Origin of the sequence: Rhodococcus oxybenzonivorans (assembly GCF_003130705.1) — a bacterium.
Lineage (GTDB): Bacteria > Actinomycetota > Actinomycetes > Mycobacteriales > Mycobacteriaceae > Rhodococcus_F > Rhodococcus_F oxybenzonivorans.
On the sequence record NZ_CP021354.1, the window covers coordinates 5,078,122 to 5,100,276 of the forward strand.

General features: G+C 66.0%; 24 protein-coding genes and 2 pseudogenes. 10 read left to right on the top strand and 16 right to left on the bottom strand.

The genetic code is table 11. The annotated features are described in order from the left end of the window. Window positions 1-32: 32 nt before the first annotated feature. On the top strand, window positions 33-1,202 hold the full coding sequence (locus CBI38_RS23780; protein ID WP_109332736.1) for a thiolase family protein: 1,170 nt from the start codon (window positions 33-35) through the stop codon (window positions 1,200-1,202). A 15-nt stretch (window positions 1,203-1,217) separates the two neighbouring features. Here the strand turns inward: CBI38_RS23780 and CBI38_RS23785 are convergent, their stop codons facing one another. Beyond that, window positions 1,218-2,174, bottom strand: a complete 957-nt coding sequence (locus CBI38_RS23785; RefSeq protein WP_109332737.1) for a helix-turn-helix transcriptional regulator — start codon at window positions 2,172-2,174, stop codon at window positions 1,218-1,220. 63 nt (window positions 2,175-2,237) lie between these two features. Here CBI38_RS23785 and CBI38_RS23790 point away from each other — a divergent pair, with 63 nt between their 5' ends. Continuing rightward, the gene (locus tag CBI38_RS23790; RefSeq protein WP_109332738.1) at window positions 2,238-2,699 is read left to right on the top strand and encodes a pyridoxamine 5'-phosphate oxidase family protein; all 462 of its coding nucleotides are present in this window, start codon (window positions 2,238-2,240) and stop codon (window positions 2,697-2,699) included. A 4-nt stretch (window positions 2,700-2,703) separates the two neighbouring features. Here CBI38_RS23790 and CBI38_RS23795 read toward each other — a convergent pair whose 3' ends face one another. The 4 genes from CBI38_RS23795 to CBI38_RS23810 all read right to left on the bottom strand — a co-directional run bounded on the left by CBI38_RS23795 (window position 2,704) and on the right by CBI38_RS23810 (window position 5,948). Beyond that, a complete protein-coding gene (locus CBI38_RS23795; RefSeq protein WP_109332739.1) occupies window positions 2,704-3,117 on the bottom strand; it encodes a hypothetical protein in 414 nt (137 codons plus the stop codon). Window positions 3,118-3,220: 103 nt separating this feature from the next. Beyond that, on the bottom strand, window positions 3,221-4,147 hold the full coding sequence (locus CBI38_RS23800) for a cation diffusion facilitator family transporter (RefSeq protein WP_109332740.1): 927 nt from the start codon (window positions 4,145-4,147) through the stop codon (window positions 3,221-3,223). A gap of 252 nt (window positions 4,148-4,399) precedes the next feature. After that, on the bottom strand, window positions 4,400-5,467 hold the full coding sequence (locus CBI38_RS23805) for an FUSC family protein (RefSeq protein WP_109335308.1): 1,068 nt from the start codon (window positions 5,465-5,467) through the stop codon (window positions 4,400-4,402). Window positions 5,468-5,531: 64 nt separating this feature from the next. Beyond that, on the bottom strand, window positions 5,532-5,948 hold the full coding sequence (locus CBI38_RS23810) for a DUF3151 domain-containing protein (protein WP_109332741.1): 417 nt from the start codon (window positions 5,946-5,948) through the stop codon (window positions 5,532-5,534). 137 nt (window positions 5,949-6,085) lie between these two features. Between CBI38_RS23810 and CBI38_RS23815 the strand changes: the two genes are divergently transcribed. Then, a complete protein-coding gene (locus tag CBI38_RS23815; RefSeq protein WP_109332742.1) occupies window positions 6,086-7,198 on the top strand; it encodes an Rv0361 family membrane protein in 1,113 nt (370 codons plus the stop codon). 58 nt (window positions 7,199-7,256) lie between these two features. Here CBI38_RS23815 and fbaA read toward each other — a convergent pair whose 3' ends face one another. After that, window positions 7,257-8,291, bottom strand: coding sequence for a class II fructose-bisphosphate aldolase (gene fbaA / locus CBI38_RS23820; protein ID WP_109332743.1), 1,035 nt, complete (start codon window positions 8,289-8,291; stop codon window positions 7,257-7,259). A gap of 251 nt (window positions 8,292-8,542) precedes the next feature. Here fbaA and CBI38_RS23825 point away from each other — a divergent pair, with 251 nt between their 5' ends. Further along, window positions 8,543-9,226 (top strand): VTT domain-containing protein, encoded by a 684-nt coding sequence (locus CBI38_RS23825; protein WP_230990265.1) that lies wholly within the window; start codon window positions 8,543-8,545, stop codon window positions 9,224-9,226. A 25-nt stretch (window positions 9,227-9,251) separates the two neighbouring features. Then, a complete protein-coding gene (locus CBI38_RS23830) occupies window positions 9,252-9,917 on the top strand; it encodes a DedA family protein (RefSeq protein WP_109332745.1) in 666 nt (221 codons plus the stop codon). Here the strand turns inward: CBI38_RS23830 and CBI38_RS23835 are convergent. The 5 genes and pseudogenes from CBI38_RS23835 to CBI38_RS23855 all read right to left on the bottom strand — a co-directional run bounded on the left by CBI38_RS23835 (window position 9,914) and on the right by CBI38_RS23855 (window position 15,026). Then, window positions 9,914-11,045: pseudogene (locus CBI38_RS23835) on the bottom strand (GTP-binding protein). The gene CBI38_RS23830 and the pseudogene CBI38_RS23835 overlap by 4 nt on opposite strands. 123 nt (window positions 11,046-11,168) lie before the next feature. Next, window positions 11,169-12,509, bottom strand: a pseudogene (locus CBI38_RS23840) (LLM class flavin-dependent oxidoreductase); the annotation flags it as partial. Window positions 12,510-12,573: 64 nt separating this feature from the next. Next, window positions 12,574-13,689 (bottom strand): glycoside hydrolase family 76 protein, encoded by a 1,116-nt coding sequence (locus tag CBI38_RS23845; RefSeq protein ID WP_109332756.1) that lies wholly within the window; start codon window positions 13,687-13,689, stop codon window positions 12,574-12,576. Between the two features lie 34 nt (window positions 13,690-13,723). Beyond that, a complete protein-coding gene (locus CBI38_RS23850) occupies window positions 13,724-14,422 on the bottom strand; it encodes a TrmH family RNA methyltransferase (RefSeq protein ID WP_109332757.1) in 699 nt (232 codons plus the stop codon). A gap of 4 nt (window positions 14,423-14,426) precedes the next feature. Then, window positions 14,427-15,026, bottom strand: a complete 600-nt coding sequence (locus CBI38_RS23855; RefSeq protein ID WP_109332761.1) for a DUF6636 domain-containing protein — start codon at window positions 15,024-15,026, stop codon at window positions 14,427-14,429. A 101-nt stretch (window positions 15,027-15,127) separates the two neighbouring features. On the opposite strand from CBI38_RS23855, the gene CBI38_RS23860 reads away from it, so the two are divergent. Further along, the gene (locus CBI38_RS23860; protein WP_109332762.1) at window positions 15,128-15,574 is read left to right on the top strand and encodes a hypothetical protein; all 447 of its coding nucleotides are present in this window, start codon (window positions 15,128-15,130) and stop codon (window positions 15,572-15,574) included. Here CBI38_RS23860 and CBI38_RS23865 read toward each other — a convergent pair. Beyond that, the gene (locus CBI38_RS23865) at window positions 15,558-16,298 is read right to left on the bottom strand and encodes a lysoplasmalogenase family protein (RefSeq protein WP_109335309.1); all 741 of its coding nucleotides are present in this window, start codon (window positions 16,296-16,298) and stop codon (window positions 15,558-15,560) included. The genes CBI38_RS23860 and CBI38_RS23865 overlap by 17 nt on opposite strands. A gap of 104 nt (window positions 16,299-16,402) precedes the next feature. Between CBI38_RS23865 and CBI38_RS23870 the strand changes: the two genes are divergently transcribed. Next, window positions 16,403-17,044 (top strand): ScbR family autoregulator-binding transcription factor, encoded by a 642-nt coding sequence (locus CBI38_RS23870; protein WP_109335310.1) that lies wholly within the window; start codon window positions 16,403-16,405, stop codon window positions 17,042-17,044. A gap of 158 nt (window positions 17,045-17,202) precedes the next feature. Here the strand turns inward: CBI38_RS23870 and CBI38_RS23875 are convergent, their stop codons facing one another. From CBI38_RS23875 to CBI38_RS23890, 4 genes are all read right to left on the bottom strand, one after another. Then, complete coding sequence (locus CBI38_RS23875; RefSeq protein WP_230989935.1) at window positions 17,203-17,670, bottom strand: hypothetical protein; 468 nt, start codon at window positions 17,668-17,670, stop codon at window positions 17,203-17,205. 194 nt (window positions 17,671-17,864) lie between these two features. Beyond that, entirely contained in the window at window positions 17,865-18,065 is a 201-nt protein-coding gene (locus CBI38_RS23880; RefSeq protein WP_109332763.1) for a DUF6186 family protein, read from the bottom strand. A 1-nt stretch (window position 18,066) separates the two neighbouring features. Further along, window positions 18,067-18,501, bottom strand: a complete 435-nt coding sequence (locus CBI38_RS23885) for a hypothetical protein (RefSeq protein WP_162603274.1) — start codon at window positions 18,499-18,501, stop codon at window positions 18,067-18,069. A 118-nt stretch (window positions 18,502-18,619) separates the two neighbouring features. Further along, on the bottom strand, window positions 18,620-19,132 hold the full coding sequence (locus tag CBI38_RS23890) for a DnaJ family domain-containing protein (protein ID WP_109332765.1): 513 nt from the start codon (window positions 19,130-19,132) through the stop codon (window positions 18,620-18,622). A gap of 331 nt (window positions 19,133-19,463) precedes the next feature. Between CBI38_RS23890 and CBI38_RS23895 the strand changes: the two genes are divergently transcribed. From CBI38_RS23895 to CBI38_RS23905, 3 genes are all read left to right on the top strand, one after another. Continuing rightward, complete coding sequence (locus tag CBI38_RS23895; protein ID WP_109335312.1) at window positions 19,464-19,925, top strand: DUF4190 domain-containing protein; 462 nt, start codon at window positions 19,464-19,466, stop codon at window positions 19,923-19,925. Between the two features lie 179 nt (window positions 19,926-20,104). Beyond that, complete coding sequence (locus CBI38_RS23900; protein ID WP_109332766.1) at window positions 20,105-21,649, top strand: flavin-containing monooxygenase; 1,545 nt, start codon at window positions 20,105-20,107, stop codon at window positions 21,647-21,649. Beyond that, on the top strand, window positions 21,646-22,101 hold the full coding sequence (locus tag CBI38_RS23905; protein ID WP_109332767.1) for an SRPBCC family protein: 456 nt from the start codon (window positions 21,646-21,648) through the stop codon (window positions 22,099-22,101). Before CBI38_RS23900 ends, CBI38_RS23905 begins: the two co-directional genes overlap by 4 nt. Window positions 22,102-22,155: the final 54 nt, after the last annotated feature.

Sequence of the window (22,155 nt, forward strand, 5' to 3'; positions counted from 1 at the left end):
ACGGCTCAGCAGCACAGAGAAAGGGAACTCCCATGAGAGACGCCGTCATCGTCGAGGCCGTCCGCACACCGATCGGCAAGGGCAAACCCTCAGGGGCCCTCCACAATGTGCACCCCGTCGATCTCCTCGCACACAGTCTGTCGACCCTCGTCGAGCGCACGGGTATCGATCCCGCACTCATCGACGACGTCATCGGCGGCACCGTGACGCAAGTGGGCGATCAGGGCCAGAACCTTACCCGCACCGCACTTCTCGCCGCCGGTTATCCCGAGTCCGTGCCGGGCACCACGGTCGACCGGCAGTGTGGCAGTAGTCAGCAGGCAGTTCACTTCGCCGCGCAGGGTGTGCTGTCCGGGGCCTACGACATCGTGGTCGCGGCCGGTGTCGAGTCGATGGGCCGGGTCCCGATGGGCTCGAACGTGGTCGGCCGGGAGTCGCTGGGCGTGGGATTCGAGCGCCGCTACCCCGACGGCCTCGTTCCCCAGGGCATCAGCGCCGAACTCATCGCCGCCCGTTGGGAACTGTCCCGACAGCAATTGGACGAGTTCGCGTTACGCAGTCATCAGAAGGCCGCGACGGCAGCGAGCGCGGGGAACTTCGCGAAGGAACTCGTCGTCCTGCCGGAACTCGGTGTCGACGAAGGGATCCGTCCGGATACGACACTCGATGTCCTGGCCGGTCTGCGTCCCGCCTTCCACAGCGAGCACTATGCGAATCGGTTTCCCGACATCGACTGGTCGATCACCGCGGGCAACAGCAGTCCCCTTTCGGACGGGAGCGCCGCCCTGATGATCACGACGTCGGAGATCGCGGGCCGGCTCGGATTGACACCCCTGGCTCGACTGCACAGTTTCGCCGTCGCCGGTGACGATCCGCTGATGATGCTCACCGCGGTCATCCCGGCCACCCGTAAGGTGCTGGCGCGCAGCGGGCTCGACATCGCCGACGTCGACCTGTTCGAGGTCAACGAGGCGTTCTCATCGGTGGTCCTCGCATGGGCGGCCGAGACCGGCGCCGACCTCGAGCGAGTGAACGTTCACGGCGGCGCGATCGCGCTCGGTCATCCGCTCGGTGCCAGCGGGGCGCGCATCATGACCACGCTGGTGAACGCCATGGAGCAGCGCGGCGCGCGATACGGTCTGCAGACCATGTGCGAGGCCGGCGGTCTCGCCAACGCGACGCTGATCGAGCGCCTCGGGTAGAGGTGTGGCTGCGCGTCACCGGTGGCGGTTCATCATCGCCTCACCGGTGTAGCGCAACGCCGCCCGCAGCGACGCAGGTTCGAGTACCTCGACCCCTGCCCCCAGCGCAGTCAACTGTTCGAGAGCCACGTCCTCGGCCTCGAGCACCAGGTCGATGGCCACCCAACCGTCCTCGTCGGGAGGTCCCGCCTCGACGCGCGCAGCCTCCACACCCACGATCCGGGGCAACTGACGCCACGACCGCGGTGACAGGCGCACCCGGCACCGGAACCGGAGCATCGAGCGATCGAATTCCGCGACGGAGGCCGACCACCACGCACCGAGATCGAACTGTTCCGGCCGCAGTGCCTGTTCCGTGAGGACCGTGGCGTCACTGATCCGGGACACCCGGTACGACAGAATTCTGCTGCGATGCTGCGCAACCAGGTACCAGACACCCGCCTTGGCCACCAGACCGAGTGGATCGAGCGTCCGCGTCACCACGTCGGCACCTTTTCTGTAGTCGATACGCAGGCGCCGTCCCTCGAGCACCGCGGTGGCGACGTCGGGCAGATGCTCGTTGTCGCGCGGTGGCGTGAACCATCCCGGCACGTCGACGTACAGACGATCACGCCACAACTGTGCACCTGCCCGCAGCGGAACAGGCAACGCGTGCAGCAACTTCGACTGCGCCGCCGCGGTCACCTCACGCAGACCGAGGTCGTCGGCGAGCGAAGGCACACCCAGCAGCATCAACGCCGACGTCTCCGCCCCCGTCATCCCACCGAGTTTCGACTGCCATCCGTCGAGCAACCGAATACCGCCACCGGGACCACTTTCGGTCCAGAGCGGCACGCCCGCCGCCGACAGCGCCGTGACATCCCGGTACACCGTGCGCACCGAGACACCCAGCTCCTCGGCCAGCTGCCCAGCCGTGACACCGCGGCTGCCCTCCAGCCGCAGCATCAGTTCGACGAGCCGACTCGAACGCATCGCCCGAGTCTAGAGAAAATGACTGACAGAAGGTGTCAGGGATAGGCGCGCACACTGACGTACATGACGCACTGGACACAGTTCGAGACCGAAGCGCCCGACCTCGCCAAAGCCGTGATCGCCCGCTTCGAGGCACACAAACACCACGTTCTCGCGACCGTCCGCAAAGACGGCTCACCCAGAGTCAGCGGCACCGAAGTCGAGTTCTACGAGGGCACGCTGCTGCTCGGTTCGATGGTGGGAGCACGAAAGGTGCTCGACCTGCGGCGCGACCCGCGATTCGCCCTCCACAGCAACCCCGGGCACCACACCATGGAGGGCGGCGACGCGAAGATCAGCGGCCGCGCCGAGGAGATAGTCGGCGAGCGGAAACAGCAGATTGTCGACCACTATCCCGACGAGATCGGCGAGGCAGACGTCTTCGAACTCGCCGTCGACGAGGTGGTACTCACCACCGTCGACGGCGAACACCTCTACGTCGACCTGTGGAAGCCGGGTCGGGGCGTCACCCGCTTCACCAAATAGCGGTTCACTGCGTGACGGCGAAACCGAAACCGAGGGCGCAGGTTGCGGCCTGCCCCTTGGTGCCGTCCGGGTCATAGGTTCCGCCGGGAATCAGGTGTGCGGTAAAGCCCGGCAGATCCCGCTCCACGTCCTTGTCATTCACCAGCGGGCCCGACGATCCGATGGTGGGGCCGGCCTGACCGATATTCAGGTAAGTCACCTGAGCGTCGGTGGTGGCATTCTCTGGCCCTTCGAATTCCCACTCGATCTTCTGTGTATCGGTGTCTCGCTCCACATCGAATGATGCTTCGGCGTTGCAATTCGCCAACGGATCGGGCATGAACGGCGCGGCCGACGCCACGGCGGGCGCGGCGAGGAGGGCGACCGCACCGATGGCTACGGCTGCTGCGGATTTCGTGAGCGCTCCGAGAGTGGACATGAATCTGGCTCCCTTGTGAGGCGGCACCTGTTCCGGTAAGTCTGACCCGCCGACTGCGCGGACGCCACGATTGTTAGCGGAAAGAAACCAACCATCCTCTCGCTTACCAGGTCACGTTCTTTTCACAGTGGCGTCCGTTCGCCGTGGATTCCACCTGCACTGTGGCGTGTGAGAGCTGGTGCGTTTCGAGGACCGTGCGGGCCGATTCCAGGACGAGAGCCGAGTCGGATTCCGTGGTGAGGTGCACCGTCGCCACATCCATGCCGGTGGTGAGAGTCCACACGTGGAGGTCGTGCACGCCGATGACGCCGGGGACTGCCGCCAGGTCGGCTTCCACTGCTTCGACGTCGACGTCCGCGGGGCTCGCCTGGGTGAGGATCCGCAGCGATGCGGCGGCGAGTTTCAGTGCGCGGGGCACCACCCACAGGGAGATGAGGACACCGACGACGATGTCGGCGTACGTCCAGTTGAACGCGATCACGACGGCACCGGCAATGAGGACACCCACACTGCCGACCGCATCCGCGAGAACTTCGAGGTACGCCCCGCGCACGGCCAGGCTGTCCTTGGAATCGGCCCGCAGCATGAGCATGACGACGAGGTTCGCGGCCAGACCGGCGGTAGCCGTGAGGACGAGTGCGAGACCGGGGAGGTCGGGTGCGTCGCCGATGCGGGAGATCGCCTCGTAGAACACCCATACCGCGACGGCGAGAAGCATTGCGGCGTTGGCCATTGCGGTCAGCACCTCGGCGCGGTGCCAGCCGAAGGTGCGTGCGGCGGCGGCGCTGCCCTTGCGCGCGAGCACGAGCGCGACGAGACCCATTGCCATGCCGACGACGTCGGTGAGCATGTGCCCGGCGTCGGCAAGCAGCGACAGCGAATTGACCGTAAGGCCGACTCCCGCCTCGAGGACGAGGAACGCGAGGAGGATGACGAGCGCTATCGCCATACGACGGACCCGCCCCTTGGATGGCCCTACCTCACCCCCGCCTTGCGTGTGGCCGTGCGAATGACCGTGGCCGACTCCCATGTGTAGAGCTCCTCCCGAAGTTCTGCCGATCATATGCGTACTTGTGCATGTGTATCAACAGCGTCATGTCGGCGACCACGTCGACTCAGCCGTTGCCTGCGTCCCGGGCGGCGCGATCGAGCCAGCTCCGATAGGTCTCCCACCAGGCCTGATCGACCGCTCTTCCGGCCATCCCGGCACAGTTCCGGTCGCGGCCAGCGGCGTACGTCGTATTCGCTGGCTTCCACGCTCTCATCCGTGACCGCTGAGATCTCAGAGTTCCGGACGGTACGCCGGCTTCTGCACTGTCGGGGGCAGATGCGCGATGGCAGAGATACGTTTCAGCCCTGCCACCTGCATCAGATCGACGGTGAGCGAACGGATCTGGGCGAAGACAACGGTGGCCGACAGACCTGCATTCTCCACCAGTTCCGGTTTGAGTCCGGACGCCACCGACCGGAGCACGCGAGCAGCCTCGGCTTGGTCGGGTTGCTGACCGGGGTCTGCGAGCACCATCAGGCGCAGCGTTTCGATGGCCTGGGCCAATTTCTCGACCTGGTCGACCAGTCGCGGGTTGAGGATCTCGTCGTCACGTACCAAAGTGAGCGAACGCCGGGCCAGGACACGAATATTGCGCAGAGCGTTGTCGAGCGGGTCGGCAACGGCGCTCAAGCGTTCGAGTCTGCCGCGGGTGTTCCAGTACAGCGGCGAGATACGGCTGACCTCCCGGCCGCCCGCGAGGTGCGTGCGCAGGTTGTCGATGGACGACTGGGTGGCTCGCGCCTTCCGCAGTGCCTCCTCGATGGGCTTGTCGTCGTTGGCGACCAAGCCGTCCGCCACCAATTGCATCACTTCGGCGGCCGTTCCGAGGACCCCCGCGGCGTGGCGCCGCGCCCGGCCCACGGGATGCGTGGGAATCAACGCCACCACCGCGATGCCCACCAGGCCACCGGTCAGTGCGTCCACCATGCGATTGACACCCGCATTGCCACCGGGTGGTAGCAGAGTTGCGACGAGAACAGCGGAACTACCCGCCTGCATCGACAGGACCGGGCCGCTGTTCAGGAGCACCGCCGCGGTCATGGCCAAGGCCACCACGAGGGCGATCTGCCAGGTACCGCTGCCGATGAACGCGATCAGGAGGTCTCCGACCCCGATCCCGATGGTCACACCGGCCACGAGCTCGACCGATCGACGCAGCCGCGCGCCGAGCGACAGTCCCAGCGACACCACCGCGGCGATCGGCGCGAAGAACGGGGACGTGTGACCTATCACCACCGTGGCAACCCACCACGAGGCACCCGCCGCGACGGCGCACTGCAGGATCGGCAGCGCCGACACTCGCAGCCGCTGAGCCGAAGTCTTCAGTCCGTTCCGAACTCGGACCGGCGCTGCGGTGACCGCGCTACCCGAGGCCAAGCGCTTCGGCGGCTCGGGGGTCGCTGTCCTCGAGCAAGTCGAGGCAACGGGCGTATTCGTCGGTTTCGCCGATCGTCTTCGCGGCCTTCGCGAGGACGGCGACGCAGCGCAGGAAACCACGATTCGGTTCGTGGCTGTAGGGAACGGGGCCGAAACCCTTCCAGCCGTTGCGGCGCAGCTGGTCGAGGCCACGGTGGTATCCGGTGCGTGCGTAGGCGTACGCAGCGATCGTCTCGCCGGCGTCGAGAGCTGCCTCGGCGAGATACGCCCACGCGATGGAGGCGGTGGGGTGTGCGGCCGCCACGGAAGCCGGTTCCTCGTGGTTCAACAGGGCCGACTCGGCCTCGTCGTCACCGGGAAGCAGCGTGGGCTGGGGTCCGAGAAGGTCACCGAAAGAGGTCATGCGCCTATTGTGCCCCCGGCGGGACTGCTCCTCTGCCCCGCCCCGTAGGCGAAGCGCCCTGTGGTGGTCTGCATTGCCGCACGTTGTCGTTAGGCTTCGGTCCAACGTTCATTTCTCTGCAGACCGAGGGGCAACGCGTGCAGGACCCGAAGAAAGACGAACCGACCGAGAAGCCGACTACGGATACACCGGCGACCGAGACCGCCCGGCCGGTCACCGCCGACACCGACAAGGCACGGCCGGTCACCGCCGGTACCGACAAGGCCGCCGCCGGGACCCCGGCACCCGACGCGAAGAAGCCGGCCGACAACACGCCGTCCGCCACACCCTCTGCGAAGACTCCCGAGTCGGCACAGTCCTCCCCCGACAGCGCCGCGTCCGAGGCGGTGACGAAGGCGATCCCGACGCAGAAGCGTCCACAGGAGCAGCGTCCGCCGGAAAAACCTGATGCGGCCACGGTGAAGATGCACCCGAAATCCCCGCCGCAGGCTGTGAAGGGTGCGAACGGGCAGGGGAAGAAGGAACCCGGCAAGGCGGATCCCGCCGACACCGAGACCGTCGCCATCCCGGTCACGAAGTCCCCCGTACCGCAGACGCCGCCGCCGCCCCGCCCCGCACAGGCCCAGCAGCCCGGTCGTCCCCAGCCGGCGGCCCCGCCCCGACCAGCGGCATCCGCCCAGCAGCCACCGGCGACGCGTCCGACTCCGCCGCCCGCTTCTCCGCCACCCACGCCCAAAGCGGCGCCCCAGCGAGTGCTCCCGACCCAGCCGAGCGCCCCGCAGCGGGTCCGGCCCGCAGCGCCCGCGGCCAGGAAGCATGGCAAGGCCTGGCTCATGGCGGCGATCGCCGCAGGCGTCCTCGTGATCGCCGCCATTGCCGTTGCCGGTGTGGTGGTCTACAACAACAATCGGGCCGAGAACTCACCCGAGGCGCAGGTACAGGGCACCATCGATACATTCGTGGCGGCGCTCACCCAGGGCGATCTCGCGACCCTGCGCACCAGCACCTGTGGCGGTCTCGCCGAGTACTACCAGGGCATCTCGGATCAGGACTTCGCCGAGGTCCATCAGGTCGCGATCACTCAACAGAACATTCCGGTGGTCGGCGAGGTCGACGCCGTCCAGATCACCGGCGACACCGCCATCGCCCAGGTGAAGGCGCATACCGCCGCCAACCCGAACGAGCAGTCGTGGCGCACGTTCGACCTGGAAAAGGTCGACGGCACCTGGAAGGTCTGCGACCCCCGATAACGACTGTGCGCCTTTCTGGTAGTGGTAACTACCAGAAAGGCGCACGAGCCCGAAGGGCCTATCCCGAGACCGAGCGTCCCGCGGACTTGAGGTCGTTGCAGGCCTCGATGACACGGGCGGTCATCCCGGCCTCGGCCTTCTTCAGGTAGCTGCGCGGGTCGTAGACCTTCTTGTTGCCCACCTCGCCGTCGACCTTCAGCACACCGTCGTAGTTGCTGAACATGTGGCCGACGATCGGACGGGTGAAGGCGTACTGGGTGTCGGTGTCGACATTCATCTTGACGACGCCGTAGCTCAGCGCCTCCTCGATTTCCGACTTCAGGGAACCCGACCCGCCGTGGAAGACGAAGTCGAACGGCTTGGCGCCGTCCCGCAGGCCGAGCTTCGCGACGGCGACCTTCTGGCCGGTCTCGAGCACCTCGGGACGCAGCTTCACGTTGCCCGGCTTGTAGACGCCGTGCACGTTGCCGAAGGTCGCTGCCAGCAGGTACTTGCCGTTCTCGCCGGTGCCCAGAGCGTCGATGGTCTTCTCGAAGTCCTCGGGGCTGGTGTACAGCTTGTCGTTGATCTCGGCTTCCACACCGTCCTCTTCACCACCGACGACGCCGATTTCGACCTCGAGGATGATATTCGCGGCCTTGGAGATAGCGAGGAGTTCCTTGGCGATCTCGAGGTTCTCGTCGATCGGAACGGCCGAGCCGTCCCACATGTGGGACTGGAAGAGCGGGTTGCGGCCGGCGCTGACGCGCTGCTGAGAGATTTCGAGCAGCGGCCGGACGAAACCGTCCAGCTTGTCCTTGGGGCAGTGGTCCGTGTGGAGGGCGATCGTGACGTCGTACTTCGCGGCGATCACGTGTGCGAACTCGGCGAGCGCGACAGCACCGGTCACCATGTCCTTGACGCCCAGACCTGAACCGAACTCCGCGCCACCGGTCGAGAACTGGATGATGCCGTCACTGCCCGCATCCGCGAATCCCTTGATTGCGGCGTTGATGGTTTCGGACGAAGTGCAGTTGATGGCTGGGAAGGCAAAGGAGTGCTCCTTGGCTCGACCAAGCATCTCGGCGTAGACCTCGGGAGTCGCGATTGGCACGGCGGCAGTCCTCCATAAACGTGTCGATTTCGGCGCACGCAATCAGCGCAGCGCGCGATGTGGTCCTAGCAGTATGGCAATACCGGTAGCCTACGTCGCCCGGTGGCTGTCGTGGCACCTCGATTCCGGGCTGTCCGAGACCCGGTCAGGAATCGTTGACCTGCAGTATTCCGATACTCCGCGCATACGCCGGTACGCTGAGGGCCGTGATTGTGCAGGCAGCATCGGATTCCGTGACCAACCTCGCGTTGATGCCGGGGTTCCTCGACCCGGTGAACCTCCTCAACTCCTTCGGCACCTGGGTGCTCGTCGGACTTCTCCTGGTCGTCTTCATCGAGTCGGGATTGCTGTTCCCGCTCCTTCCCGGCGACTCCCTCCTCTTCACCGCGGGCCTCATCGCGGCGTCGAAGTCGGCCGAGATCGAGCCGTTCGCTCCCATCGGCGTCCTGCTGATCCTGATCCCGATTGCCGCGATTCTCGGCGACCAGGTGGGCTTCTTCATCGGTAGCAAGGGCGGAACGGCGCTCTTCAAGAGCAACGACGCCCGGTTCTTCAAGAAGAAGTACATCGACGAGTCGCACGCGTTCTTCGAGAAGCACGGCCCGATCACAATCATCCTGGCCCGCTTCGTGCCGATCGTCCGCACGTTCGCACCGGTGGTCGCGGGCGCATCGCGCATGAAGTATTCGCTGTTCCTGACGTACAACGTGGTGGGCGGCATCCTCTGGGGCGCCGGCGTCACGCTGCTCGGATACCTGCTCGGTCAGATCGAGTTCATCCGTGACAACGTCGACATCATCTTCTTGTTGATCGTGTTCGTGTCGGTGCTCCCGATCATCATCGAGGTCGGCAAGCGTGTTCTCAAGGCCCGCCGGGGAGAGACGCCTGCTCCCGAGGCCGCGCGGCCCGTCTCCACCCCCACCGATCCCTCCTGATCGAGATCGAGGCAATGCGCTGACCATGGTCGTATCGGCATCTGGCACCTTCGGGCCCCTCGTCTCCGCCGGCCCCGCGCTGGTGTGGGTCATCGTGCTGGCGTTCGTCTTCATCGAATGTGCCGTCATCCTCGGGCTCTTCCTGCCGGGTGACTCGATGCTGATCACCGCGGGCATCGTGCTCGCCGGCCACGAGTCGGGGGCCGGTCACGTGTGGGCCCTGTCGGTCGGCGCGATGGTCGCCGCGATCTGCGGAAATCAGGTGGGGTACGTCATCGGGCACCGCACCGGCAACCGCATCTTGGCGCGCAAGGGCGGCAAGTACCTCAACTACGCCAACCTCCACCGAGTGAACATCCTGTTGGAACGGCACGGGTTCTGGGCTGTGCTCATCGCCCGGTGGATCCCGTGGGTGCGTACCCTCTGCCCACTCGTTGCGGGGGCAGCGAAGATGAACCACACCAAGTACACCGTCGCCAGCAGCATCGGCGCTGTGTTCTGGGCGCCGGTGCTGCTGCTCATCGGGTTCTACTGCGGTTCCTTCCTCGACCGGGTGTCGTGGCTGATGCCGGTGGTGTTGGGCGGCATGGTCGCGCTGCTGGTGATCGGAACTGCGGTCGGCATCTGGCACTACCGCCAGGAGATGGCCCGTCCACCCGAAGAGGTGGAAGTCGAGGAAGTTCTCGACTAGTGCTGATGCACCGCTTCCCACTCGGGCAGCGGGTCGTCGAAATGCACCCACTCGGCCGGACCGGACGCCCATTCGTCGTCGGTGAGGAGTGCCGGATCGAGGATGCGGGCAGGCGCCTCCGGGTCGAGCCGGACACCGATGAAGACGATCTCCTGACCGGGCGTCTCGTCTGCGGCCGACCACAACTGCGCCGGTTCGATCACCAGATTGGGTCCCGCCTGCGACCAGATCGCCGCAAGGTCCGGGCGGCTCGCTATCCAGCAGAACCCCTTGCTTCGTAGCAGTCCGGTGAACTGGCCCAGCGCCTGTTCGAGCCGTGCGGGATGGAACGGCCGCGTCGCCCGGTAGGTGACACTTCGGATCCCGTACTCCTCCGTTTCGGGTGTGTGGCCGCCCGCAAGCTCCTCCGCCCACCCAGGCGCCAGGGCAGCCGACTCCGGGTCGTACAAACCGGTGTCGAGAACGTCGGCCAGGTCGACCACACCACGCGTGGTGCGCTGGAGTCTCGCCGTCGGATTGAGTCTGCGCAGGAGGGCCTCGACCGTGCCGGTTGTGCGCTCGCTGACCAGATCGGTCTTGTTCAGCAGAATCACGTCGGCGAACTCGACCTGGTCGACGAGTAGGTCGGAGATGCTGCGCTCGTCGCCCTCTCCCGCCTCGAGGGCCCGCTCGTCGAGGCGCTCACCCCCTCGCGAGCTCACCGACGAACGTCGACGCGTCCACCACTGTCACCATGGTGTCGAGCGCCGCGACCGTGCCGAGGCTGAAGCCGTCCTCGAATTCCCAGTCGAACGTGGCGGCGACGGGCATGGGTTCCGAAATGCCCGTCGACTCGATGACGAGGTAGTCGAACCGTCCCTCCTCGGCCAGGCGGGCGACCGCCTCGATCAGGTCCTCGCGGAGCGTGCAGCAGATGCAGCCGTTGGTGAGCTCGACCAGCTTCTCCTGCGTCCGATCGAGATGTCCCTGCCCTGCGACGAGGGCGGCGTCGATGTTGACCTCGCTCATGTCGTTGACGATCACGGCGACACGCCGGCCGTCCCTGTTGGCGAGGATGTGGTTGAGAAGGGTGGTCTTGCCCGCGCCGAGGAAGCCGGACAGGACGGTGACAGGAAGTGGACGAGTCATTCGGAAATGATAACTGTTTTCATCAACGAGCGATTCGGGCAGCCACTCCACCCGATGCCACTGTCGTCTACAGGACAGAACGCGGTGGCATCGGACGAAGGACGGGACTAGAGGGCCACCCTGCCCCGACGTCTGCGCGTACTGGCTGGCCGGACGTTCCAGCCCGAAGTGGTCCCGCAGCGTCGTACCCGAGTATTCGGTGCGGAACAGACCCCGCTCCTGCAGGATCGGCACCACCTTCTCGGCGAACACATCGAGACCTCCCGGGTAGTACGGGGGCATTACGTTGAAGCCGTCGGCTGCGCCCTGGGTGAACCATTCTTCGATGGTGTCGGCCACCTGCACCGGCGTCCCCACGAACACTCGGTGTCCTCGCGCGCCCGCGAGGCGATGCAGCAGTCCTCGCAGCGTCGGACGCTCCCGCTGCACGATGCCTGCGACCACCTGCAACCGGCTCTGCTGGTTGTCCGTCACGTCGCCGGCGTCGCCGAACAACTCGGCGGGCACGGGGGCATCGAGGTCGAGGTGGCGCACCTGAGTTCCGGTGATGCTCTCGAGCTGGGCGAGGCCGTACTCAGGGGAGGTCAGCTCGTTGAATTCGCGTTCGAGATCCCTTGCCTGCGCCTCGGTGTCGCCGATGAACGGGCTGATTCCGGGAAGGATCTTCACGTGGTCGGGGTTGCGCCCGAACTGCGACGCACGTCGCTTGATGTCTGCGTAGAACGCCTGCCCGTCCGACAGTCGCTGATGCGCAGTGAAGATGGCCTCGGCGTACTGCCCTGCGAAGCTGCGGCCCTCGTTCGACGCACCCGCCTGTACCAGCACGGGGTAACCCTGCGGCGAGCGCGGCGCGTTGAACGGTCCGCGGACCCGCAGATGGCGTCCGACGTAGTTGATCTCATGAATTTTCGACGTGTCGGCGTAGACGCCCCTGTCCGTGTCGAGAACGATGGCGTCGTCTTCCCAGCTGTCCCACAGCTTGACCGTCGCATCGACGAACTCGCGTGCCCGCGCGTATCTATCGGCGTGGTCGGGATGACTGGAAAGGCCGAAGTTCGCCGCCGCCAGATCCGTTCCGGTGGTGACGATGTTCCAGCCGGCCCGGCCCTTCGAGATGTGGTCCAAGGAGGCGAACAGACGCGCGAGGTTGTAGGGCTCGAAGTACGTCGTGGACGCGGTGGCGATCAGCCCGATCCGCTCCGTGACTGCGGCGATCGCCGTCAGCAAGGTGATCGGCTCCAGCGCTCCGGCCGCGCCGTGCCCGGCATCGCTACGCAGCGCGGGACCGTCCGCGAAGAAGAGTGCATCCAGTTTCGCCGCCTCCGCGGTGCGGGCGATCTCCTGGAAGTAGTCGACGTCGAACAACCGCTCCGGTGACGTCAGCGGGTGACGCCAGGCCGATTCGTGGTGCCCGGCCGGATAGATGAACGCATTGAGACTCAGCTGCCGCTGTTGATCTGACATACCGAGATGTCTAGCAGCGCGGAAACCGCCTGCCCACGGTTAAGTTTCGTGTGATCGAAACGCACTACCGCCGGGGATACCCGGCGGCCGACACCGCGTGCGCCGCCTCCATCAGCATCCAGCCACCCAACTGGACGGAGAGGTCGCGCTCGGGGATGTCGGACGAACGCACCGTCCCCCCGGTGAACGCCGCGATATTCCTGCCGAGACCGGGAAGCCGGGCCTGCTTGCCCCAGTCGGCGCCGAACAAGGGCTGACCCTCGATCTGCAAGCGGTTCTCCCACGCAGCTTCTGCAGAGGTGAGCACGATCTGCGCTGCGATCTCCCGCGCGCGGATGTCGTCATGGTCCTCCCAGGGCAACATCACCGCAGTCAGCGCGAGATAGCGGGCGAGGATACCGTTGAACAGACCCCCGTCTCCCCCGCCACCGCCGCGAATGACCCCACCTGGAGCCAGGTGCTCGTCGACGGCGTCGATCAGCCGGTGAATGCGGCCTCGGTGCCGCGGCGCACCGAGACGCACCGCCAGCTCGGTTTCGAGCCCGAGGACGACCCCCTGGCAGTACGAATAGATGACCCTTTCGGCCTCACCGCCGCGATGGATCCCATCGATGACGAGGCCGGTGTTCTCGTCCAGCAGCGTGTCGTCGATCCAATCCGCGGTGGCCTGCGCCCGCCACAGTTTGCCTGTGCGGGCCAGTATGATTCCGGCCGGGCCGTTGGCCGGAGCGTTGTAGAAATCCGAGCCCTTGCGCCAGGGCAGCCCGCCACCGTCGGGATCCCAGGCATCGAACAGCTGGGATTCGAGTGTCTGCACCGCATTCCGGTTGTCGATCAAGTGCGTGCGCTGCGCGCGTTCGAGCGCGATGCCCAGCCACGCCATGTCGTCGTAATAATCGTTGGTCCAGCCCGTAATGTTCCGAAGGCGGTGACTGCGAGCGAGTTTCACGATCCGACGGCGGCGACGCGGAGTGGGGTCGCGTTCGAGTGCGTCGACGGCGCAGTCGATGAGGTGCGCCTGCCACCAGTAATGCCAACTGACGAACAACCGTTCACGTTTGACCGCCGGCCAGGCCACCACGCCCAGCGTGGTGCCCGGAAGGCCCCACAGCCGGCGAAGATGCCTGCTCGCCACCGCTTCTTCAGCGGCGTCGGCGCGTGCCGACCACTCGTCCTGCATGAGGGTTGATCTTGCCTAGTCTCCGGGCGATCCGCTACCACGCCCGACCGAGGTCGGCGTGCTCGCGCACCCACGCATGCATGGCAATGCCTGCCGCGACACCCGCATTGATGCTCCTCGTGGAACCGAACTGCGCAATCGATACGGTCATGGCTGCAACCTCTTTCGCCTCGTCGGTGACTCCGGGACCCTCCTGACCGAACAGCAGCATGCAGTCCCGCGGCAGGCTCGCGGTTTCGAGCGGAACGGAGCCCGGCGTGTTGTCCACGGCCACGATCGTGAGACCCTCCTCACGCGCGAACTCGACCAATTCGTCGATGCTCGAGTGATGTCTGACGTGCTGGTACCGATCGGTGACCATCGCCCCGCGCCGGTTCCAGCGCCGCCGTCCCACGATATGAACCTCCGAGGCGGCGAAGGCGTTGGCCGTCCGCACCACGGTGCCGATGTTGGCGTCGTGCCCGAAGTTCTCGATCGCCACATGCAGCGGGTGGCGCCGGCTGTCGATGTCGGCGACGATGGCTTCACGTGTCCAATAGCGGTAGGCGTCGACCACGTTCCGTCGGTCACCGCCGGCCAGCAGTTCGGGATCGTAGCGGGGATCCGTCGGGACCGGTACGTCGTGTTCTTCCGTCCACGGACCGACACCGTGAGTATTCTCGCCCCACTCGGTAGGGCCCGGCTCGCCCGACTCGGCCAGGACCGGAAGTGAACCCACCTCTGCGCCAATCATGAAATCAGAACGTCTCGTTGGAGTCGGGTGAGACCGTGAATCCGTGGGACGTCTCGTCGTTGACACACGTGACAGCGGTCGCTGTGGTGTTGCAGGAGTAACCGAGTTCGGTGAGCTTGGATCCGGCAGGCAACACCGGGTCAGGTTCGGCATCGCCCGAGGTGTACACGAGGCCGCCGGCACACATGAACGCTCCCTCACCCTCGTTCTCGACGCGAATGCCGTGGCCCCAGTCGACCATGCAGTCTGCCGGCCGCGGCGGGACCGGACTGGTCGATCCCTGGCATCCCGCCTCCGTGCGACTCGGCAGCTTGATGATGCCGCACTGGAATGCGCCGTCCGGGGAGGTGAAGAAGTACGACTCGTTGTGCTCGTACGGAACGTCGACGAGGGTGGTGGTCGGAGCTTCCGTCGTCGTGGTCGGCGCGATCGTGGTCGTGGTGGTCGTGACAGGCGGAACCGTGGTGGTGGTAGTAGTCACAGGCGCTGCGGTGGTGGTGGTGGTCGTCGGCGGAGCCACCGCCTCGGACGAACCCCCACATGCTGCGAGCGTCAGAGCAGCACCAATGCTCAAACCTACCAACGACACCCGACGCCACGCCATACGGCCACCTCCACATACTTGCCTGCTGCCGACACTGCACTCTAACGGCACCACTGCCCGGCGTCCCCGCGGCGGTCTACCCTGGACACGGAGGCACAACGATGAATCATCAGCGAATCGTGCGGACGGTCTGCTTCATCACAGCCGGTTACGTCATCGTCCTCGCAGTCTGGCTGGGATGGTTGATCGAGCACACTCCCGAGGCCACGATTCCGTACCAGATCATGGGACTGGTCGCCGCCTTCGGCTCAGCCCTGGGGTTCGGCATGATGGCTGCCGAACGACCCTGCCGGGCAGACCGCCAACTCGCGCGGCGCGGGCTCGAAGGATGGGCCAGCATCGAGCGCGTGACACCACTTCGTCGCACCCCCGACAACGGTGAATTGACCGAACTGGATCTGCGGTTGACCGTGCCGGGGTCCGAGAGCTACTCCGGACGCGTCGTGTACGAGGTGCGGCGCGAGGAGGCCACCCGCTTCGTGCCCGGCGAAACCATCACCATCCTGGTGGACCCGAACAATCGGGACCGCATCATGCTGTGTCCGTGACCCGGCGACCTGTGTTCCGACGGCGCAGCGCGAGCATCCCCTCGACCAGCCCCAGTTGCGCGGCGGCGTAACTGGCGAGGATCAGTCCTTCGGTCACAGCCCTGCCACGCTCACTTCGCACGAACAATCTCCGCACCACGATCAGCCCGTCCGACGCCGTGAACAGCACTCCGCCCAGACCGAGCCAGCTTCGCCGGTCGCCGCTCGGTACCGCCACGCTCGCAACGACGCCTGCGCCGGGGGCGAGGGACGGATCGGCAGCGAGTGTGGACGTCGTAGCCAAGGCTGATCCATAAGCAGTGAGGGGCGCAGCGACACCGGCGGATCGAGCCCGCAGCAACAGGGCCGCCCCGAGCCAGCCGGCCAGTCGCGGACCCCACGCCGCCGGAGTGGGACGCGCACCGTTGCGCAGCAACAAAGCCGAGTAGCACGCCTGCATGACCGCGAAGGCCGAGGCACCTCGCACCAGGCGGGCATCGTCATCCGGGTCGATCATGAAGACGTCACCGACCGTCGCGCCCGTGAGCCCGGCCAGCAATAGTCCCGCGTCCACGGAGTCGGTCGCGCCTCGCCGGCGTACGACCCGGGCCGCCAGTGCCGGAGCGATCAGAGGCTTCGCGATCTTCTGCAGTCGCTCGCGTCCGGTCACGGCGCCGACCACGGTGGCCACAGTCGCCCCCGCGAACACGATGTGCTCCAGACCCCAGTCATCCTTCGACGTCACATCTTCCTCCCACACTTGCGGTCGCGCCGAGGGTACCGCGCGCTCGAGTGGTTGACTGGAGGTTGGAATGCGACGGCGACGAGGGCGATCGTGAGGCACAGGTGATGGCAGTACAAGCACGCGCGGCAGCCACCCGCCATCAGGTCCTGGAAGGCGCCGCGCTCAGCTTCGAAAAGCTCGGCTACGGCGGCGCCAGCCTGAGCCGGATACTTGCGTACTCCAATGTCACGAAGGGTGCCTTGTACTTCCATTTCGAGTCCAAGGAAGCCCTCGCCTGGGCGGTGATCAAGGAGCAGCACGCCATGTCGATGCTGGCGGCGCAGCGAGTGCTCGCCACGGCACAGTCCCCGATGGAGGCTATCGTCCTGTGCGCCAAGGAAATGGCGCGGCAGCTACTGACCGAACCGATCGTCCGGGCGGGGGTCCGTCTCACCCTCGAGCTCGGCAATTCTCGCGGACCGGCCACCGATCCCTACATCGACTGGACCGACACGCTCGTGGCACTGGCCGCCAAGGCGACGGCAGCAGGTGAACTTCGGGCGACCGTCGATTCCGCGGCTCTTGCCCGCTTCCTGGTGAGTTCCTTCACCGGGATGCAACTCGTGTCCGAGGCGCTGAGTGGTCGAGCCGACCTGTACGAACGCCTCGCCGACATGTGGGCGCTGCTGCTCCCCTCGATCGCCGCCCCCGACATGTTGCCCCGCTTACTCGAGCTTGCCGCCGCACGTGACGACCTCGCCTCCTGATTGCCGAGGCACAAAGCGAGCGCACGACGGCTCGCCACCCCGAATTCCGATGACGTCGATTCGGCCCATTCAGTTCTTAGGCAACATCATTCGGTCTGCTTGGGATGCCCTCGTACCGCGACTGTCCCATCGCGCGACCCGCTCACCCCGCTTCGGGCTCACAGCTCCGGCACCGGCACGGCCCCGAAATCGCCCTTGGACGGCGTCGACAGAATCCGGGCCAGCTCCGGATCGGCATGCACCTCCGCCGTATGGCGCCACGTCTCGATCGTGCGGGCCGGCGGAGCCGGATTATCCAGCGACGAGCCCACCCGCAGCGACGCAATCAGCTCGTCGACGCAGTCGGCGACCTCCTCCCCCGACAAGTAGCTCACCCACGGAAACGCCGCCGCGACGACCTTGCGGACCAGAACACCGTCATCCGAGTCCAGTAGGGCGTCGACCATCGCCGTCGCCGCCGCGAGGACCTCCCGCTCCTGCTCCGCCCGTACCGCCGTCATCAGGACCAGATCCTCGTCGTCTCGCCGAGTCACTCGCAGCGGCCGCGCCCCCGATCGCTGCCACTCCGACAGTGTCGCCTTCCCCTTGTTCTGGATATCCGAGAACGGCACCTCACTCAGAGACATGCTTTCGATGTACTTTCAAAGTGTGGTCGGCAAGGGCAAGGTGCTGCGAGCGAGGCACGGACGAGACCCCCCCTCTACCTCGAGACCGGCGAGCGCGGGCTGCACCACGGGGGTCGAGGGCGGCGAGCATTGAGGACCCGGCCCACCAGCACTTCCGGCACTACGGGCGGAACGGACGGCGGTTGACCGGGCGATCAGGGCAGGGTGTACCGGGCGAACACGTGCCACCCAGCGAAGGCCCAGAGGCCGACGAGAAGTAGTCGCCCGGGCAGCCGGGTCCACAGCGCGGAGACGACGCCCGCAAGGCTCGACCACCGTCCGCCGGTCCGGCGGCTGTACAACTCGATGCCGATGCCGGTGCCGATCAACATCAGCCAGATGATCGTGACTGTCATCTCACCCTCCCGCGGGAGAACGGGGTCGCACGCACCTGTGGTACATCCGGACGACTGGGCCCGCGCCGACGGCAAGCCATCCGCAGAACAGGACGAATCGAACCGGATGCCACGCCAGCGCATGATCGATCACCGTGCTGAGTGTCGGAACGGTGGTGGACCGGCCACCCAGGGCGAGACCGAGTCCTTCGAGGCCGGCGGCAACAAAGAGCAACACCAGCCACGGCAGCACCGAGCGTAGCGTGATCTCCCCTGCCCGTGGCGTGCCGTTCTCCCGAGAATCGGGGGCGCCGCCGATGACGGCCACACCCGCCAGGAGAACAACGGGTACTCCGACTGCGATGTAGGCAAGGCCCGTGAACGGCTCCAGTCCGGTTGCCCAGTATGCGTACAGCGCCGTGATCACCACACCGGCTGCACCAACAGCACTGGGCACGTCAACTTTTCGGAGAAGCGATTTCATCGCACCACCCACCCCTAGCCTGGTCCGTCGCGTGCTGCTCCGGCCGCCAGGGTCGCACCCGCGCAACCGTCGCCGCACGGGGCCTGACCGGTCACCATCCCCGACGCCACCACCGCCGCGGTCGCGGCGTCGGCGGCTGGTTCTCTGCGGACGGCTGGTCCTCTGCGGACGGCAGAAGCGATGGCGGGGGCGTGGGCACCACTCGGCGGTCCATTCGCCACTGCGACACCACCTCGTCCGCGTCGACGGGGCTGACCGGCACTCGCGGCCCGGACGGCGCGCGCAACCAGGCCACGATCTCGAGGTTGAGCTGATGCACGATCTCGCGCACCGCGTCCTCCGACGGTATTCCGCGGACCGTCTCGGGGAGCCGCTCTATCTGCTTGCGCAGCTGCAGTGGCGTGGGCAGCAATGCGTCGAAGGGCAAGTTCTCGCGCCGCAGATAGCCTTTGACCCACCACAACTCGTCATCGACGTCGCCGGACAGTGGTATCGGTTTACCTGCTCCGGGAAGGTTGTCGAAGTCGCCGCGCTCCTGCGCCAGCCGGATCTGCTTGTCGATCCAGCTCTCGAAGCTCACCTCGGGAGGTTTGCGCTCGGTCATACACCGATTCTCCCAGGATGTGCGGCACTGCGGCAGCAAGTCGTGTGGTGCGGGATCTCCCCGAACTCGGCGCGGACCACGTCACCGACCCGCGGCGGACGCTCTGCATCCGCGCACCGATTCGCGGGACTCGCCGGCCAATCCCTCAGCATCCGGCCAAAGGGTTTGCGGATACGCGGCGCTACCGTCCCGTATTCGCGAATCCGGCGTCGCCCTGCTCGCCGACCACGCCGCGACCGAGTAGGCACTCGGCCCCTCACCGATACGGTTTGAAGGCCACCGAACCGGGCATGCGTTGTACACCCCAGATCGACTACGCCCGGAGGTAATGATGAGCAGACCACTGACAGGCCGCGGCGACGAAAACGACCCGCATCGAATGACCGATATCGACGGTCGTTCCGTCGACGGTCGTTCCGTCGATGTCGAGCAACGAGTAGTCACCAAACCCGCACGTACCAGCACTGCTGCCGCATTCGCCCTCGCTTTCGGCGTTGCCGCTTTCGTTTGCGTGTTGATCGTGATCCTGTCTCCGGTCGGACTGGTGCTGGGCATCATCGGGCTGATTCTCGGCATCCTCGGACTGAGGGCGTCCCGCAAGGTGGGTATCACCGGTAAAGGCGTGGCGATTGCCGGCACTGTACTGAGCGCACTGACAATCGTTATCTCGATAGCTTTCGCGGCCGGAATGGTCACTGTGCTCAACAACGACAGTGCCGTCGAACGAATCGAGCAGGAACTCGACAAGATGCGGGACCAGTTGCCCGATAGCGTCGAGGTCCCCCAGCCGTAACTCTCCGGGTCACCTCTCGAGCTTTCCAGCCGCTCCGTGCGCCTTTCTGGTTGCCACCGCTACCAGAAAGGCGCACGGGCGCGGAGCGCCACTTGCCATTGCGCCTTCTTCCTTTTACTGTGACATCGCGTCTCAGTTAATTACCGGTGACCGCCTCACCTCCGCCCCAGGAAGAAGACATGACAGTGAGTGCCCCGCAGCAGGCCGACATCGCCTCCCAAGTCCCCGAGGACGAACGGCAGCTGTCGGTTGTCGTAGTCGGCGCCGGGCTGTCCGGCGTCGCCGCAGCGGTCAAGCTGGAAAAGGCCGGAATCACGGACTACCTCGTGCTCGAAAAGTCAGCACGCGTCGGCGGTGTGTGGCGGGAGAACACCTACCCCGGTTGCGGTGTCGACATCCCCGCACCGGTGTACTCGTTCTCCTTCAATCCCAACCCGCAATGGCGGAGCAACTTTGCACTACAGCCTGAACTGCTGTCGTATATCGAGGAAACGGTCGACAAATTCGGCGTCCGATCCAAGATCGCGATGCACACCGAGCTGATCGAGGCAACGTGGTCCGAAGACCGCCGACGCTGGGTCCTCGACACCACCCAGGGCACGATGGTCGCCCAGCACGTCATTTTCGCGGCAGGACCGATCACCGAACCGAAGACACCCGAGCTCCCCGGGATCGACGGCTTCGCCGGCGAGATCTTTCACTCGGCGCGCTGGAATCACAGTGTCGATCTCACCGGCAAGAGGGTGGCAGTGGTCGGCACGGGCGCGTCCGCCGTGCAGTTCATTCCGGAGATCCAACCGGACGTGGCGCAGCTGTACGTCTTCCAGCGCACTCCCGCGTGGGTCGTCCCACGTCTCGACTTTCCGTTCCCGCGCATGGCGCAATGGGTGTTCGGTCGAGTTCCCGCCGTTCAGAACGCATTTCGGCACGTTCTGGACATTGTGCTGCGGACGCTCACCCTGGCGATGCGGCGCGAACGGACCGCACGCCTACTCAACCCCATCGGCACCCGCTGGCTCGCGACCCAGGTGCCCGACCCCGAGCTCCGAGCGTCGCTCACCCCGGACTTCACCTTGGGCTGCAAGCGACTCCTGCTGTCCAACACCTATCTGCCTGCACTGACGAAGCCGGGCGTCGAGCTGATTCCCCACGCGCTCGTCGCGGTCGACGGGCAGTCGGTGGTGGCCGCCGACGGCACCCGACGCGAGGTGGACGTCATCATCTTCGGTACCGGATTCGATGTGAGCCACCCACCCATCGCGAGCCGCATTCGCGGACGCGACGGGCGCCTTCTGTCGGAGAAGTGGGCGAAGAGTCCCGAGGCCTATCTGGCCACCACCACTCCGGGTGCGCCGAACGCCTACATCATGCTCGGCCCGAACATCCTGGTGTACAACTCGTTTCTCGGACTGGCCGAGACCCAGCTCGACTATGTCATCGACGGCTTGACCAAGGCCGAACAGCAGGGCATCGAAGTACTCGAGGTCCGCGAGGAGCCGTTCCGCGCTTTCAACGACGCCGTCCAGAAGGGCCTGGCCCCCACGGTCTTCAACAACGGCGGATGCAGTAGCTACTACCTCGACGCCGACGGCAAGAACTTCGCGGCCTGGCCGTGGTCCACCGGATCACTGCGACGCCGCCTCGCCCGATTCGACCTCGAGAACTACGCCGTCCGGCCTTACCGGCACTCGTCGTCCGCCCATTCCACAGGAAAGTCCTCATGATCGAAATTCATCACACCGCCGTAGCCCAAGCGCCGCTCGCCGCCTGTTTCGCGTATCTCGACGACTACACGCACGTGCCGTCCTGGCTTTTCGGGATCACCCAATTCGATCCGGTCGGCGAACCCGTCCGCGGACTCGGTGCCGTCTACAACGCGGCGATGCGGGTCGGCCCCAAGACGCTGGGCTCGGTCGTCGAGATCACGGCGTGGGAAGAGAACGCACTGATCCAGCTCGATTCGATCGACGGCCTCACCACCCACTCGCAGTGGCGATTCGAGGCCGTCAGCAAAGAAGCGACCCGACTGACCGTCGACTTCCACTACGAGCTTCCCGGCGGACTTGCCGGGAAGGCGCTGGCGCGAATCGTCGAACCGTTTGTGGCGCAGGCAATTCGTCACACCGACGCCACCCTGCGGCGTCAGGTGGAACAGGCGGCGCAGCGCTCGTCCTGACCCGGGTGGCGGGCATCCTGACCCGAGAACGAAGGCCGTCCGGCCGCGGACGCC